Source organism: Streptomyces sp. NPDC047043 (assembly GCF_040644055.1).
GTDB lineage: Bacteria > Actinomycetota > Actinomycetes > Streptomycetales > Streptomycetaceae > Streptomyces.
Genome location: NZ_JBEYVO010000006.1, coordinates 165,957 through 181,700, shown reverse-complemented (window position 1 = coordinate 181,700; position 15,744 = coordinate 165,957). Strand labels below are relative to the sequence as shown.

12 protein-coding genes are annotated in these 15,744 nt (G+C 71.0%); 2 read left to right on the top strand and 10 right to left on the bottom strand.

Annotated elements, in window-relative coordinates; genetic code table 11:
* Window positions 1-15 precede the first annotated feature (15 nt).
* The 10 genes from ABZ880_RS11615 to rsmI form a co-directional block, all read right to left on the bottom strand.
* On the bottom strand, window positions 16-1,788 hold the full coding sequence (locus ABZ880_RS11615; protein ID WP_361260273.1) for a PQQ-binding-like beta-propeller repeat protein: 1,773 nt from the start codon (window positions 1,786-1,788) through the stop codon (window positions 16-18).
* Window positions 1,789-1,981: 193 nt separating this feature from the next.
* On the bottom strand, window positions 1,982-3,787 hold the full coding sequence (locus ABZ880_RS11610; protein ID WP_361260271.1) for an ABC-F family ATP-binding cassette domain-containing protein: 1,806 nt from the start codon (window positions 3,785-3,787) through the stop codon (window positions 1,982-1,984).
* A 201-nt stretch (window positions 3,788-3,988) separates the two neighbouring features.
* A complete protein-coding gene (locus ABZ880_RS11605) occupies window positions 3,989-5,095 on the bottom strand; it encodes an N-acetylmuramoyl-L-alanine amidase (RefSeq protein ID WP_361260269.1) in 1,107 nt (368 codons plus the stop codon).
* 162 nt (window positions 5,096-5,257) lie between these two features.
* Window positions 5,258-5,995, bottom strand: a complete 738-nt coding sequence (locus ABZ880_RS11600; protein ID WP_361260267.1) for an ATP-binding protein — start codon at window positions 5,993-5,995, stop codon at window positions 5,258-5,260.
* A gap of 41 nt (window positions 5,996-6,036) precedes the next feature.
* Window positions 6,037-6,936 carry a 4-(cytidine 5'-diphospho)-2-C-methyl-D-erythritol kinase gene (locus tag ABZ880_RS11595; protein WP_361260265.1) on the bottom strand — a complete coding sequence of 300 codons (900 nt, stop codon included), beginning with the start codon at window positions 6,934-6,936 and terminating at the stop codon, window positions 6,037-6,039.
* Window positions 6,933-7,808 carry a 16S rRNA (adenine(1518)-N(6)/adenine(1519)-N(6))-dimethyltransferase RsmA gene (rsmA, locus tag ABZ880_RS11590; protein WP_361260263.1) on the bottom strand — a complete coding sequence of 292 codons (876 nt, stop codon included), beginning with the start codon at window positions 7,806-7,808 and terminating at the stop codon, window positions 6,933-6,935. The genes ABZ880_RS11595 and rsmA overlap by 4 nt, the downstream gene beginning before the upstream one ends.
* Window positions 7,809-8,016: 208 nt before the next feature.
* Complete coding sequence (locus ABZ880_RS11585; protein ID WP_361260261.1) at window positions 8,017-9,471, bottom strand: ubiquitin-like domain-containing protein; 1,455 nt, start codon at window positions 9,469-9,471, stop codon at window positions 8,017-8,019.
* 165 nt (window positions 9,472-9,636) lie between these two features.
* On the bottom strand, window positions 9,637-10,518 hold the full coding sequence (locus ABZ880_RS11580) for a TatD family hydrolase (RefSeq protein WP_361260259.1): 882 nt from the start codon (window positions 10,516-10,518) through the stop codon (window positions 9,637-9,639).
* A gap of 46 nt (window positions 10,519-10,564) precedes the next feature.
* On the bottom strand, window positions 10,565-10,984 hold the full coding sequence (locus tag ABZ880_RS11575) for a hypothetical protein (protein ID WP_361260257.1): 420 nt from the start codon (window positions 10,982-10,984) through the stop codon (window positions 10,565-10,567).
* A gap of 246 nt (window positions 10,985-11,230) precedes the next feature.
* A complete protein-coding gene (gene rsmI, locus ABZ880_RS11570; protein WP_361260255.1) occupies window positions 11,231-12,091 on the bottom strand; it encodes a 16S rRNA (cytidine(1402)-2'-O)-methyltransferase in 861 nt (286 codons plus the stop codon).
* Window positions 12,092-12,188: 97 nt separating this feature from the next.
* Here rsmI and ABZ880_RS11565 point away from each other — a divergent pair, with 97 nt between their 5' ends.
* Both ABZ880_RS11565 and ABZ880_RS11560 read left to right on the top strand, forming a co-directional pair.
* A complete protein-coding gene (locus ABZ880_RS11565) occupies window positions 12,189-13,931 on the top strand; it encodes a phospholipid carrier-dependent glycosyltransferase (RefSeq protein WP_361260253.1) in 1,743 nt (580 codons plus the stop codon).
* A 169-nt stretch (window positions 13,932-14,100) separates the two neighbouring features.
* Complete coding sequence (locus ABZ880_RS11560; RefSeq protein ID WP_361260251.1) at window positions 14,101-15,732, top strand: penicillin-binding transpeptidase domain-containing protein; 1,632 nt, start codon at window positions 14,101-14,103, stop codon at window positions 15,730-15,732.
* Window positions 15,733-15,744 lie beyond the last annotated feature (12 nt).

Here is a 15,744-nt window from a genome sequence, read left to right as displayed (position 1 = left end):
GAAGGGAGGGAAGAGTCACTTGCCGTAGGCGAGCATCAACTTCTCCTTCGCTTCGTCATTGCCGGTCAGCCGGGTCGTCGAGAGGTAGAAGCGCCCGTCGACCCAGTCGAAGGCCTTGGAGTAGAAGCCGTCCTCGATCTCCGCGGTGCTCTGCGGGTTCTGCAGCAGCTTCACCGGCTTGTGGCTCGAGCCGCTGATCGGGATCGACACGACCTGGCCGCCCGAGTCGTACCCCGGCTCGACGTACGCGACGAGCTTGCCGCCCTCGGTCCTGATCGGCATCATCGACTCGTCCGCCGGGGACTTGACGCGCCACTTCTCCTTGCCGTTGGCGAGGTTGATCGCGACGATCTCGTTCGGCCCGCTGGTCGCCTCGGTCGGCAGGTACAGCGTGGTGGAGTCGGCGGCGACGCCCTGGCAGCCCTGCAGCTCACGGTCGATGATCGCCCAGCCGCACTCGGGGGCGAAGTTCTCGTCGAAGTCGACCTGCGAGCGGAAGGTGCCGTTGGCGTTGAACGTCGAGATGTTCCACGCCTTCTTGTTCTGGTTGGTGCTGTAGACGACGAGCGGATCGACCGAGTACGTCCGCGCGACCGTCCAGCCCTTGTCGAACTTCTGGGTCCACTTGGCCTTGCCGGTCGTCGGGTCCAGCTCCTGGACCTCGTCGTGCTCGTTCGAACCGGTGGCGTCGCAGGAGGCGACGGCGATCAGCTTGCTGCCGCCCGCGAACGCGGTCGGGAAGCACGAGTCGCCGTACTTCTTCTTGTCGAAGAGCTTCTTGCCGGTCTCGACGTTGTACGCCACCCCGGACTGCGAGCGGCCCACCATCAGCGTCTTGCCCGTGATGGACAGGTCGATGGTGATGGTGCTGTCGAACAGCGCGCCGTCGGAGAGCGTGCCGCTCCAGCCCTTCTTGCCCGTGTTCAGGTCGAGTTGCTGGAGCTTGTTGCACTTGGCGCGGTCGCTGCTGCCGCTCTCGTACGCCACGACGACCTTGTCGTCGGCGGACTTCTGCGGGGTGACCGCGCAGACCTTCTGCGGGAAGGTGATCGGGTCCCAAGTGGGGTTGCCGTCGCCCACGTTGAAGGCGAAGACCTGCTTGTACGCCGCCTTCACCGCGGTCTTGTCGGTGATCCACATGCCGGGGGCGTCGGCGCCGGAACCGGGCGCGTCGGGCGCCTCCTTGTACCAGAGGACCTTCGACTCGCCGGCCTGGCGGCCCTCGTTGAGGTTCTCCGGGTCCGCGCCGCCGTCGCCGCTGCCGTCACCGGGGTTGACCGGGGCGGACCGGGAGGGCTTGGAGTCGCCGCTCTTGTCGGCGACCGGCTTCTTGTCGTCGTCGCCGCCGCTCGTCACGGCGAAGACGATGCCGCCGACGACGGCCAGCGCGGCGACCACCGCGACGGCGACCAGGGCGGGCTTGCCCTTGAAGGGGTTTCCGGAGCCGGGCGGCGGGGTGCCGGGCCCACCGGGGTACTGGGGCTGCGGGTAGCCGTAACCGGGCTGCTGTCCGTAGGGGCCCGGCTGCTGGGGCTGGCCGTACGGGCCGGGCTGACCGTACGGGCCGGCGGGCGGCTGGCCGTACGGACCGGGCTGGGCGTACGGGCCCGACGGCTGGCCGTACGGTCCCGGCTGCGGAGGAGCCTGCGGGTAGCCGTAGCCGGGCTGGGGGGCGCCGGACGGCGGGGTCTGCGGCGGGCCCTGGGGCGGCGGCGGGGTCTGCGGAGCGCCGAAGCCTCCCGGTGGCTGCTGCGGCGGTTGCGGCGGCTGGTTGGGCGGCTGAGTCATCAGCGCGTCTCCCCCTCGTTCACTGATTTTTAGCCACGCCCTGAGGTACGTGATGGACCCAGAGTCGTACTCAGAAAGTTCTCAGGCGGCCCTTTCTATCACTCGGGACCGACAACGCACCGGGCCGGTTCATCCCCTGTTCCCAAGGGAGGACCGGCCCGTGATGCCGTCGTTATGCGCCTTCACGCACCCTTCACGCGTCCTCGGCAAGCTCCAGCCAACGCATTTCCAGGTCCTCGCGCTCGGCGGTCAAGTTGCGCAATTCCGCGTCGAGTTCGGCCACTTTCGCGAAGTCGGTTGCGTTGTCCGCGATTTGGCTGTGGAGCTTGGACTCCCGCTCGGAGATCTTGTCGAGCTGCCGCTCGATCCTCTGGAGTTCCTTCTTGGCGGCGCGCTGGTCGGCGGCGCTCTTCTCGGGCACGTCCTTCTGCGCGGCCGGCGCCGCGGCGGCCGCGACCGCCTCCTCCATCCGCTGCCGGCGCTCCAGGTACTCGTCGATGCCTCGCGGCAGCATCCGCAGGGTGGCGTCGCCGAGCAGCGCGAAGACCCGGTCCGTGGTCCGCTCGACGAAGAACCGGTCGTGGGAGATGACGATCATCGAGCCGGGCCAGCCGTCGAGGACGTCCTCCAGCTGGGTCAGGGTCTCGATGTCGAGGTCGTTGGTGGGCTCGTCGAGGAAGAGGACGTTGGGCTCGTCCATGAGCAGCCGCAGCAGCTGCAGTCGCCGCCGCTCACCACCGGACAGGTCGCCGACCGGCGTCCACTGCTTCTCCTTGTTGAAGCCGAACGTCTCGCACAGCTGCCCGGCCGTCATCTCCCGCCCCTTGCCGAGGTCGACGCGCTCGCGCACCTGCTGCACGGCTTCCAGGACCCGGGTGTTGGGGTTGAGCTCGGCGACCTCCTGGGAGAGGTAGGCGAGCTTGACGGTCTTGCCGACGGTGACCCGGCCGCCGACGGGCTGCTTCTCGCCCTCGGTACGGGCGGCCTCCGCCATCGCCCGCAGCAGCGAGGTCTTGCCGGCGCCGTTGACCCCGACCAGGCCGATGCGGTCGCCGGGGCCGAGGTGCCAAGTGACGTGCTTGAGAAGGACCTTGGGGCCGGCCTGGACGGTGACGTCCTCCAGGTCGAACACCGTCCTGCCCAGCCGGGAGGACGCGAACTTCATCAGCTCGGAGGTGTCCCGGGGCGGCGGCACGTCCTTGATGAGCTCGTTGGCGGCCTCGACGCGGAAGCGCGGCTTGGACGTACGGGCCGGGGCGCCGCGGCGCAGCCAGGCGAGCTCCTTGCGGACGAGGTTCTGCCGCTTGACCTCCTCGGTGGCGGCGATGCGCTCGCGCTCGGCGCGGGCGAAGACGTAGTCGGAGTAGCCGCCCTCGTACTCGTAGACGTCGCCCTTCTGCACGTCCCACATGCGGGTGCACACCTGGTCGAGGAACCAGCGGTCGTGCGTGACGCAGACGAGCGCGGAGCGGCGCTCGCGCAGATGCCGGGCGAGCCAGGCGATGCCCTCGACGTCGAGGTGGTTGGTCGGCTCGTCGAGGACGATCAGGTCCTGCTCGTCGATGAGCAGCTTGGCCAGGGCGATACGGCGTCGCTCGCCGCCGGAGAGCGGGCCGATGACGGTGTCGAGGCCCTGCGGGAAGCCTGGCAGGTCGAGCCCGCCGAACAGCCCGGTCAGTACGTCCCGGATCTTGGCGTTGCCCGCCCACTCGTGGTCGGCCAGGTCGCGGATGACCTCGTGCCGGACGGTGGCCTCCGGGTCGAGGGAGTCGTGCTGGGTGAGCACGCCGAGGCGGAGCCCGCCGGAGTGGGTGACGCGCCCGGTGTCGGCCTCCTCCAGCTTGGCCAGCATGCGGATCAGCGTGGTCTTGCCGTCGCCGTTGCGCCCGACCACCCCGATCCGGTCGCCTTCGGAGACGCCGAGGGAGACGCCGTCGAGGAGGGCACGAGTGCCGTACACCTTGCTGACGTTCTCGACATTGACCAGGTTGACGGCCATTTCTCTCCTGCCCGGGGGATCGATCAGCCTCCCAGCCTAGGCCCTGTCGCCGGATTCCCGCCGTCCGCCCGGAGGGCGGGCCCGACGGCGGCTGGTGCGTGGCGAGCGTGCGTGCCAGGCGTCGCCGGGCAGGCGGGAATCCGGCGACAGGGGCCTCAGCGCGCCGGTCGGTGACCGATCCCCCCGCAGGTCAGCCGAGAATCAGCGGGCCGCGGCCGCGCGGACCTCGGTCAGGAGGTCGTACATGACCTGGCCGGGGCACTCGGTGGCGAAGTAGTCGCGGTGGCCGCCGACCGTGTGCGTGTCCTTCTTCACGCCGCTGACGGGGTTGACGTACGTCACCTGCGCCTGCGGGTCCAGGCCCTTGAAGCGGGAGATCACCTTGATCAGCCGGATCAGGGACGCCTTGGCCGCGTCCGTGGGGCCCTTCTCCTGGAGCGTGCCGATCAGGGCGATCCCCAGGGCACCGGAGTTGTAGCCCACGGAGTGGAAGCCGGTGACCAGGTCGCCGTCCGTGTTGAAGGCCGGGATGCCGTCGTCGCCGGAGTAACGGCCCTCGTAGACCGCGCCCGCCTCGTCGATGAGGAAGTGGTAGCCGATGTCGCCCCAGTCGTTGGTGATCGCGTGGTACTCGTAGATCGCGCGCACCGTCGCGGCCGGGTCGGGATCGTCGTTCGGCGTCGCGGTGTGGTGGACCGTGATGATCTGCAACGGGTAGTACGTCTCGGGCGAGTTGACCTTGCCGTCCTTGTAGCGCTTGGACTCGTCGGCGCCCCAGGCCGGGCGCGAGAGGTAGCGCACGCCCCGCACGCGCGTGGGCTCGCTCGGCACCTCGAAGGTGTGGGCGGGGCCGCTGATGGTGTCGATCGCCAGCGAGCGCACACCGTCGATGTCGCTCGGGGCCTTCACCTCGTACGCGGTGGCGCTCTGGGCGGCGACCAGGGCCGTGCCGCCGTCCTCGACGGCCGCGCAGCCGCTCGCCAGGGTCTGCCAGTCGCCGTCCGCGAGCCGGATGGCGGCGCCCTCCTTCGCGCCGGACCAGCGCAGACCGACGTAGGAGGCGGCGAAGGCCGTGTTGGCCTCGCCGGTGCCGGTGGCGGCCTCGGTCCGGGTGGCGGGGAACTTCTCCGGCTTGGTGCCGGAGCTTCCGGAGGCGGCGGACCCGGTGGAGTCACCGGAGTCGGTGGCCGCGAAGACCGCCGGGGTCACGGCAGCTGCGCCGGCCACCGCCGCGGCGGCTCCGATCGCGCCGCGACGGGACAGAGAGCGCTTACGACGGTGGGTGGGGGGAGTGGGGGATTCGGACACAGGTGGACCCTTCGGCTGTGCAGAGGACGTACAGACGCCAGAGGACATCAGGCGCCACACCAGTCGCTTGAAATGTCAATGACCCTATCCGCCCCACTCGCCCCACCAGTACTGCGCCTGCAGTACTTTCGGGTGGAAATCAGGTGAAGATCACAGACTTCCTCACGCACTCGCCCCGTTGAACCGCTGGTGCGGAATCAGTGCCGCCGCGGGCGCCAACCCCCGCCCGCCGACCGCGGCTTCGCCGACCGGCATGTCGTCCCGCGTCAGGTTCTCCGGGATCAGCACGGTCGCCGTCACACCGCCGCCCGGCGAGGACCGCACCTCCACCCGCAGGCCCTGGCGCTCGCGCAGCCGGTTCACCACGAACAGGCCGATCTGCTTGGCGTCGAGGAGGTCGACCCGGTCGGACTGGATCTTGCGGTTGACCTCGGCGAGGACCTCCTCGTTCCTGCCGAAGCCGCTGTCCTCGACCTCTATGAGTACGCCCTCGGGCATCCTGGCCGCCCCCAGCTGCACCTTGGCGCTCGGCGGGGAGAACGCGGCCGCGTTCTTCGTCTCGGCCGCCGTAAGACCGTTCAGAACCCCGGACGCCGCCGAGTCCCGGCCCTTGAGGAACCCGGCCGACACCGCCGTGGCGCCCGGCCCGGCGCTCTGCACGCGGTTCTCCACGGCCTGCAACTGCGCGTATCCGTCGCCGCCGAGGACCTTCTGGTACGCCGCCCGGTGCGCGGCCTTCAGATCGGCGACCGCCGGCTGAAGCAGCTCCCGCCGGGTGGCGACGGCGCCGACGAACTGCACGTACTGCGCCTGCGTCAGCGTGCCGCGCACCTTCGCCGCGCCCAGCAACGCCTGCTCCTGGGCCACGGCTTCACGCGCGCGGGCGAGTTCGAGCACCACGCGCGCCTCGGAGGCGGCGCCGAATGGCGGCGGGCTGCCGGTCAGTCGCCGATCACCGTCGCGCCCGGCGCCGGTCCCAGTGCCGTACGCACCGTCCGGCAGGTACCCGAAGTCCGCAGCGCCTCGGCCACCTTGGCCGCCGACTCGGTGTCCCGGGCGAGGAAAGCGGTTGTCGGGCCCGAACCGGAGACCAGCGCGGCCAGGGCGCCGGCGTCGCGGCCCGCGGCGAGGGTGTCGGCGAGCTCCGGGAAGAGCGAAAGGGCGGCGGGCTGCAGGTCGTTGGAGACGGCGGCGGCGAGCGCGTCCGGGTCGCCCTTCGCGAGGGCGTCGAGGAGTTTCTGGGAGGCGACGGGCTCGGGGACGTCAAGGCCCTCGGCGAGCCGGTCGAACTCCCGGAACACGGCCGGCGTCGACAACCCGCGCCCGGCCATCGCGAACACCCAGTGGAAGGTGCCGCCGACCTCCAGCGTGCGCAGCTGCTCACCGCGTCCGGTGCCGAGGGCCGCGCCGCCCACCAGGCCGAACGGCACGTCGCTGCCCAACTCGGCGCAGATGGTGAGGAGTTCGGCCCGCGAGGCGCCCGTACCCCACAGCGTGTTGCAGGCCAGCAGCGCGCCCGCGCCGTCCGCGCTGCCGCCCGCCATGCCGCCGGCGACCGGGATGTCCTTGGCGATGTGGATGTGCACGGCGGGCTCGATGCCCCGCCGCTCGGCGAGCGCCACGGCCGCCCGCGCCGCCAGGTTCGTACGGTCCAGGGGCACCTGGTCGGCGTCGGCCCCCTCGCAGGTGACCCGCAGTTCGTCGGCCGGCGTCACGGTCACCTCGTCGTAGAGGCCGACCGCGAGGAAGACGTTGGCCAGGTCGTGGAACCCGTCGGGCCGGGCGGCGCCCACCGCGAGCTGGACGTTGACCTTGGCGGGGACGCGGACGGTGACGCTCACTGCTGACCCTGCTCCTTGTTCTCGGCGATACGGGCGAACTCCTCGACGGTCAGGGCTTCGCCACGGGCCTGCGGGGACACCTCGGCGGCAACCAGGGCAGCCTCCGCGGCGGCCGCGGACCCGGCCCACCCGGCTAGCGCCGCCCGCAGCGTCTTGCGGCGCTGGGCGAAGGCCGCGTCGACCACGGCGAACACCTCACGCCTGGAGGCGGTCGTCTTGATCGGCTCGGCCCGCCGGACCAGCGAGACGAGCCCGCTGTCGACGTTCGGCGCGGGCCAGAAGACATTGCGCCCGATGGCGCCGGCCCGCTTGACCTCGGCGTACCAGTTGGCCTTCACGGACGGGACGCCGTACACCTTCGAACCGGGTGCGGCCGCGAGGCGGTCGGCGACCTCCGACTGGACCATGACCAGGGTGCGCTCGATGCTCGGGAAGGTCTCGAGCATGTGCAGCAGGACGGGCACGGCGACGTTGTACGGCAGGTTCGCCACCAGCGCGGTCGGGGCCGGGCCCGGCAGTTCGGCGACGTGCATCGCGTCGGAGTGGACCAGCGCGAAGCGGTCGGCGCGCTCGGGCATGCGGGCCGTGATCGTGGCGGGTAGCGCCCCGGCGAGCACGTCGTCGATCTCGACGGCGGTGACGCGGTCGGCGACCTCCAGGAGCGCCAGCGTGAGGGAGCCGAGCCCCGGGCCGACCTCGACGACCACGTCGTCCGGGCGGACGTCGGCGGTACGGACGATACGGCGGACGGTGTTCGCGTCGATCACGAAGTTCTGACCGCGCTGCTTGGTGGGCCGGACGCCGAGGGCCGCCGCGAGTTCACGGATGTCCGCGGGGCCCAGGAGGGCGTCGGGAGTGGGGCTGGTGCTCACGGCGACAAGGGTACGGGGCGGCATCAGGGCCTGTGTCGGAAGTGGCGTCGGCCGCCCGAAGGGCGGGCCGGGCGGCGTCCGGTGAGTGCTCTCGGCGTGCCGGGTGGAAGCCCTCGTCTGGACGTACTTGGGCTTGCGCCCGGTGCGGCGAGAGTACGTGCCAGGCGTCGGCCGGCAGGCGCCACTTCCGACGCAGGCCCTGCGCCGCTCACTTGTGCAGCCGGGCCCCGCAGTGCGGCCAGGGGCTGGCGCCCCGGCGGACGTAGAGCTTCTTCGCACGCTTCGTCTGCTCGGCGGCCGGTGCGTCCTGCGGGCGGCCGCTGCCGCCGAGGCTGTGCCAGGTGCGGGTGTCGAACTGGTACAGCCCGCCGTAGGTGCCGGACGCGTCGACGGCGCCCGGGCGCCCGCCCGACTCGCAGGCCGCGAGGCCCTTCCAGTTGAGGCCGTCGGCGTCGTGCGTGGACGGCGGCACCGGCTTGGTGCCGACCTTCACGATCTGGCTCTGCGGCTCGCGCACCACCTCGTCGTCGGTCAGGCGCGGCTTCTGCTTGACGCCGTTGACGGTGCGCAGGGAGAACGTGACCCGCCGCAGCCCCAGCTGTCCCTCCCGCTCGACCACCTCCGTCCCCTCGAACAGCGAGTCGTCCTTCTTCCGCTCCACCTCGAACGGGATCGCCTCCTCGCGGACCTCCTTGCTGCCGGTGACCCGCAGCACGGTGACCGTCTGGCCGTCGCGCGGGAAGCTGTCCGGGGGGACGGAGGTGGTGTCCTCGCCGCGCAGGATGACGCCGGCCTCCTCGACGGCCTCGCGCACGGTCGCCGCGTTGGTGCGCACCCGGCGCGAGCGGCCGTCCGCCATCACCGTCACGGAACGCTCGGTGCGCACGTCGAGTGCGAGCCCGGCGCGTCCGATGGGCTGCGAGCGCGAGGTCGACAGGTACGCGCCCTCGGCACGCACCCCCAGTTGTTCGAGCGCCCCCTGCACGGTGTGCGCCGTCGTCCACACCTCGCGCGGGTGCCCGTCGAGCGTGAGCCGCACGGGGCGGCCGTAGCGGACCGCGACCTCGTCGCCGCTGGCGAGCGCCACGTCGCGGGCGGGCGCCACCACGTCGTGCCGCCCCACCTCCACGCCCTCCTGCGCGAGCAGCTCGGTCACGTCGTCCGCGAAGGTGTGCAGGGTGCGCGGCTTGCCGTCGACGGTCAGCTCGACCGCCTTGTCCTTGGCGACGAACGCTGTGGTGCCGCCCGCGAGGAACGCCACGACCAGCGCCTGCGGCAGCAGCCGGCGCACGGAACCGTCGGAACGCTCGGCGGCCCGGGCCCGGCGGCGACGCGCGCCCCGCCGCCCCGCTCCGGCGCGCGCCCCGTCCGCGGGCACCGCCCCGCCCGCCGTCTGCGCGCTCCCCGCCTGCCGCGGGAGCACGGGCTCGCGCACCTCGGGGGTCTCGGAAGCGCCGGTGGCCACGGACACCACGGGCCCCACGGAGATCTCGTAACCGGGCCGGTACGTGTCCTCGTACGGCAGGGGCGACGCGGGCACGCCGTACGCCAGCGTGTGCGCGTTGTGCACGTCGAAGCCGTCGTACGCCGGTGGCCGGTGGGCCGGGCCGTACGGCTCGTACTCCTCGTACGCCTCATACCTCTCGTACTGCGAGTTGCTCACGCCGACACGCTCCAGGGGCCGAGGGGTCCAACGGGGTCCGGATCGGGCCACCAGAACCTAGCGGAGCGCGTATCACTCTCCAAAGTCGCGCGACTACGCACAGTCGCGATGGGGCCCGAGATGGACCCTTGCGAGCGTTACCGGTCGTTTATGAACGGCGCACTCTCAGTAGCCGAAGGCGCGCGCCGTGTTCGCCGCGAGGGCCGTCGCCAGCGCGTCCTCGTCGATGCCCCGCACGGCGGCCATCGCGCGCACCGTGACCGGAATGAGATACGGGGCGTTGGGCCGTCCGCGGTACGGCGCCGGTGTCAGGAACGGTGCGTCGGTCTCCACGAGGACCAGTTCCAGGGGGGCCACGGCGAGCGCGTCCCGCAGGTTCTGGGCGTTCTTGAAGGTGACGTTGCCGGCGAAGGACATGAAGTATCCGGCGCCGGCGCAGATCTCCGCCATCTCGGCGTCGCCGGAGTAGCAGTGGAAGACGGTGCGCTCGGGGGCGCCCTCCTCCTTCAGCACGCGCAGCACGTCCGTGTGGGCGTCGCGGTCGTGGATGACCAGGGCCTTTCCGTGCCGCTTGGCGATCTCGACGTGGGCGCGGAAGGAGGCCTCCTGCGCCTCCTTGCCCTCGGGGCCGGTGCGGAAGTAGTCGAGGCCCGTCTCGCCGACGCCCTTGACCTGGGGGAGCGCAGCCAGGCGGTCGATCTCGGCGAGCGCCTCGTCGAGCGCCGCCGTGCCCCCCGGCTCGCGCGCGCCCTGCCGGGACCAGCCGTCGGGGTCGCCGTGCACGATGCGCGGGGCCTCGTTGGGGTGGAGGGCGACGGTCGCGTGGACGGCGTCGTACAGTCCCGCCGTCTCGGCGGCCCACTGCGATCCCCTCACGTCACAGCCGACCTGCACGACCGTCGTCACGCCCACCGAGGCGGCCTTCTCGAGCCCCTCCTGCACCGTGCCGGACTGCATGTCGAGGTGGGTGTGGGAGTCGGCGACGGGCACCCGGAGGGGTTCCGGGAGCGGCGGCGCCGCGTTCTTGGCGGGCTCGTTCGAAGGCATGCCCCGATCCTACGAAAGGGGCATGCCGCCACGGATTCGGGAGCTGTCAGCTCGCCTTGCGCTGGAACGGATGCAGCAGGTCGGACAGATGCCAGTGGTGATGGCTGTCCTTGTCTCCGGCGTCCTCGCCGCCCACCTCGGGCGCCTCGACCGGCCCGGCCTGCGCCGGCGTCCGGTGCTGGGACCTGTGCGCCGCGTCGCGCACCGACGAGACCTGCCCCGGCCGCATGATCCGTACGACGTGACTGTCGCAGTTCTGGCAGGTCGGCTTGGACAACGGAGACGGAACGACCTGGCCGTCCGCCACATACATGACGAACTCGTGGCCCTCGGCGTCGTGGTGGTGCTCTATCTCGTACGACTGCTCCCAGCCGCTGCCGCAACGCATGCAGGCGAAGGAATACGACTCGTGCACGACTGCGGTCGCCGCGCCACGCGGGCCGGTCTGCCCTGCGATCTCGCTCATGCCAGCTCCTCTTGATCTGCTGGACCAAGGGACGGGTGCGTCCCTGCAACCAGTGGACGCCTGCGCCGGAGCGAATGCATCAGGCCTGTCGACTGTTGGAGTCGATTTGGACTTTCCTTGCCATACCACCCCCGCAGACGGGCTGTTCGCTTTGCTTTTCACGACAGCCCTTTGCCTCCCCGTGGGGCGCATGCTCAGGAGAGATGCGCCCTGCTCAGAGGGGGTGTGGTCCACTTCACGAAAGCCTCACGAACCACCCGCGGAAGCGGCATTCTTCGCGGCCACAACCGCGTCGAAGACCTCCCTCTTGGGCAGCCCGGCCTCCACCGCAACCGCCGCGATGGCCTCCTTGCGCCGCTCCCCCGCCTCCTCGCGCACCCGCACCCGCCGTACCAGTTCGGCGGCGTCGAGCTCCTCGGGTCCCTTCTCGGGCGCCCCCTCGACGACGACGGTGATCTCACCGCGTACACCCTCGGCGGCCCAGGCGGCCAGCTCCCCGAGCCCACCCCGCTTGACCTCCTCGTACGTCTTGGTCAGCTCCCGGCAGACGGCGGCCCGCCGGTCGGCGCCGAACACCTCCGCCATGGCGGCGAGGGTGTCGTCGAGGCGGTGCGGGGCCTCGAAGTAGACGAGGGTCCGGCGCTCCCCGGCGACCTCCTTGAGCCGCGTCAGCCGCTCCCCCGCCTTGCGCGGCAGGAACCCCTCGAAGCAGAACCGGTCCACGGGCAGCCCGGACAGCGCGAGCGCGGTGAGCACGGCGGACGGGCCGGGCACGGCGGTGACACGGATGTCCTTCTCCACGGCGGCGGCGACCAGCCGGTACCCGGGGTCCGACACGGACGGCATCCCGGCATCGGTGACGAGCAACACACGCGCACCGCCCACGAGCTCCTCGACCAGCTCGGGCGTACGGGCCGACTCGTTCCCTTCGAAGTACGACACCACCCGCCCCTTGGGCGACACGCCCAGCGCCTGGGTCAGGCGCCGCAGCCTGCGCGTGTCCTCGGCGGCCACGACATCCGCCCCGGCCAGCTCCTCCGCCAGCCGAGGGGGCGCGTCCGCGATGTCGCCGATGGGGGTGCCTGCGAGTACGAGGGTTCCGGTCACGCCCCCCATCCTCCCAGGGGCCGACGGAAGCGAACGCATCCGAACCCTTACCGCCCATGCACGGGACTCACACAGAACGGTTCCCTACGATGGCGCGGTGACCAGTACCGCGTCCTCCCCGGACACCCGGCAAGGCCAGAGCACGCAGGACCAGCGGCCGTCGTGGCAGCAGCGGCTGCGCCGTTTCGGATACACGGCGGAGCCGAGAAGCGACGTCCGCGAGCGCCTGGTGCCGCCGTATGTCCGGCCCAGCACGCGGTTGTGGCAGGTGCTCGGGGTGCCGCCGGTGCTCGCCGAGCGGATCACACGCTGGTCGGGCTGGATCGGTCCGCTGCTGGTCACGCTGGTGGCGGGCGTCATGCGGTTCTGGAACCTGGGCAGCCCGAGGTCGGTGATATTCGACGAGACGTACTACGCCAAGGACGCCTGGGCGCTCGTCCACCGCGGCTTCGAGGTCAACTGGGACAAGAACGCCAACGACCTGATCCTGCAGACGCACGGCCATGTCACGATCCCGTCGGACGCGGCGTACGTCGTGCATCCGCCGGTCGGCAAGTACGTCATCGGACTCGGCGAGCTGATGTTCGGGTTCAACCCGTTCGGCTGGCGGTTCATGACGGCACTGCTCGGCACGCTCTCCGTCCTGATGCTGTGCCGTATCGGGCGCCGCCTTTTCCGCTCCACCTTCCTCGGCTGTCTGGCGGGCGCGCTGATGACGGTGGACGGCCTGCACTTCGTGATGAGCCGCACCTCGCTGCTCGACGGCGTGCTGATGTTCTTCGTGCTGGCCGCGTTCGGCTGCCTGCTGATCGACCGGGACAGGACCCGCGAGAAACTCGCTGCCGCCCTGCCCGTCGGCTCGGACGGCCGGGTCCGCCCGGACGTGCACGCGGCGGAGACGACCCGCTTCGGATGGCGCCCCTGGCGCTGGCTGGCGGGCCTGATGCTCGGCCTCGCGATCGGCACCAAGTGGAACGGCCTGTACATCCTGGCCGCGTTCTGCGTGATGGCGCTGCTCTGGGACATCGGCTCGCGCAAGGTCGCGGGCGCGCACAACCCGTACGCGGCGGTCCTCAAGCGCGACACGGGCATCACGTTCCTGGCCACGGTCCCGGTCGCGATCATCACCTACCTCGCCTCCTGGACCGGCTGGATCCTCTCCCCCACCAACGGCTCCGGCGGCTACTTCCGCAACTGGGCCGCCACCGACGGCAAGGGCGGCAGCTGGACCTGGCTGTTCCCCGACTGGTGGCGCAGCCTGTGGCACTACGAGCACGAGGTCTACAAGTTCCACGTCGGCCTGCACTCGCCGCACACGTACATGTCCAACCCCTGGAGCTGGATCGTCGACGGCCGCCCGGTCTCGTTCTTCTACGAGTCCCCCTCGCCCGGCGCGGACGGCTGCCCCGCCGACGCGGGCCAGAAGTGCGCCCGCGAGGTCCTCGCCATCGGCACCCCGCTGCTGTGGTGGGCGGCCGGCTTCGCGATCCTCTACGTCCTGTGGCGCTGGCTGTTCCGCCGCGACTGGCGCGCGGGCGCCATCGCCTGCGCCATCGCGGCCGGCTACCTCCCCTGGTTCATGTACCAGGAACGCACGATCTTCTTCTTCTACGCCGTCGTCTTCGTGCCGTACCTCTGCCTGGCCGTGGCGATGATGCTCGGCGCGATCATCGGCCCCCCGGGCTCGACCGACACCCGGCGCGTCGCGGGCGCAACGGGCGCAGGCGTCCTGGTCCTGCTGATCGCCTGGAACTTCATCTACTTCTGGCCGCTGTACACCGGCACGGCCATCCCGATCGACGACTGGCGCTCACGAATGTGGCTGGACACCTGGGTCTAGCTGGGCCCGCTTTCGCCCTCACCCGGCGCGGAGTGCCCGTCTCTCTTCGGACAACAAACGGAAACTCCCGTCACAGAGAGCCCTCATCCCGCATACAGTGCGAAGCACGAACGGCTTTTCTGAACGCGTTCAGAAGACGCGTGGAAGGCTCACGGGAGGGGTTCGCAGGATGGGCAAGGGGGTCAAGGCCACCGTCATCGGCAGTGTTTTCGCCGTGATGGTGGGCGGCGCCGGATACGGCGCGTACAACATCGTGTCCGCACTGGGCGACGACGGCGGGGGTTCGGGGGCCGGCGGATCGGCGTCCGTGAAGACCGGGCCGCCGAGCAAGGACGAGATCAAGGAGGCGTCGGCCAAGTTCTTCGCGGCCTGGGAGAAGGGGCAGGCGGCGACCGCGGCGACGTACACGAACAACAACGCGGCGGCCGAACCGCTGCTCACGGCCTACGGCGAGGACGCGCACATCAAGGGCGTGAAGATCACGCCGGGTGCGGCGAGCGGCGCGACGATTCCGTTCACCGTGAAGGCAACGGTGTCGTACGAGGGGAAGTCCGAGCCCCTCGCCTACGAGAGCAAGCTGACGGTCGTGCGCGGGAAGACGACCGGGCGGGCGCTGGTCGACTGGCAGCCGTCCGTCGTCCATCCGCAGCTGCAGAAGGGCGACACGCTCGTCACCGGCGAGGCGGTGGATCCGCCGATCGAGGCCGTGGACCGGAACGGGGTCGTGCTGACCAAGGCGAAGTACCCCTCGCTCGGGCCGATCCTGGATGAGCTGCGGGCCAAGTACGGCGACACCGCGGGCGGCATCCCCGGCATCGAGCTGTCGATCCGGCACCAGGCCGAGGGCGCGGCCGACACCTCGCTGCTGACGCTCGCCGAGGGCAAGGCCGGCAAGCTGCGCACCACGCTCAGCGCGAGCGCGCAGGCGGCGGCCGAGACCGCGGTGAAGAAGTACGCCGAGTCGTCCGTGGTGGCCGTGAAGCCGAGCACCGGTGAGGTGCTGGCGGTCGCCAACCACCGCGAGGACGCCTTCAACGCGGCGTTCCTGGGCAAGCTGGCGCCCGGCTCCACGATGAAGATCCTCAGCTCGGCCACGCTCATCGACAACAAGATCACGAGCATGAACGGCCCGGCGCCCTGCCCGAACGAGGCGGTGTGGCAGAGCCAGACCTTCCACAACCTCAAGGGCATGGCCCCCAACGAGAAGGCCACGCTCTCCGACAGCTTCGCCCGCTCCTGCAACACGGCCTTCGTGAAGTACGCGGACGAGGTGAAGGTCGACTCCCTCACCAAGGAGGCCGAGGACCACTTCGGGCTCGGACGGGACAACTGGAAGACCGGCATCCCGTCCTTCGACGGCTCGGTCCCGGCCTCCGGCGGCCCGGACACGGCGGCGAACCTGATCGGTCAGGGCCAGGTGCAGATGAGCCCCCTGAACATGGCGTCGGTCACGGCGACCGCGATGACCGGCCGCTTCCGGCAGCCGATCATCGTCTCGCCCAAGCTCGACGACCGCGAACTCGCCACCGCCGAGGGTCTGTCCGCAAGTACGGTCGCCCAGCTGCGCGCGATGATGAACCGCACCGCGACCAGCGGCACCGCGGCCGGTGTGATGAGCGGCCTCGGCGGCAGCATCGGCGCGAAGACCGGTTCCGCCGAGGTCGACGGGCAGTCCAAGTCCAACAGCTGGTTCACCGGTTACCGCAACGACATCGCGGCGGCGGCCATGACCCAGGACGGCGGCCACGGCATCGACGCGGCCGGCCCGATTGTCGCAGCTGTGCTACGAACAGGAGGCTGAAGTCACCCGTAC

Coding starts and splice junctions, on each gene's coding strand:
- ABZ880_RS11580 (WP_361260259.1), bottom strand. CDS start 10,518: ATGCCTTCGAACGAGCCCGCCAAGAACGCGGCGCCGCCGCTCCCGGAA.
- ABZ880_RS11560 (WP_361260251.1), top strand. CDS start 14,101: ATGGGCAAGGGGGTCAAGGCCACCGTCATCGGCAGTGTTTTCGCCGTG.
- ABZ880_RS11575 (WP_361260257.1), bottom strand. CDS start 10,984: ATGAGCGAGATCGCAGGGCAGACCGGCCCGCGTGGCGCGGCGACCGCA.
- ABZ880_RS11610 (WP_361260271.1), bottom strand. CDS start 3,787: ATGGCCGTCAACCTGGTCAATGTCGAGAACGTCAGCAAGGTGTACGGC.
- ABZ880_RS11615 (WP_361260273.1), bottom strand. CDS start 1,788: ATGACTCAGCCGCCCAACCAGCCGCCGCAACCGCCGCAGCAGCCACCG.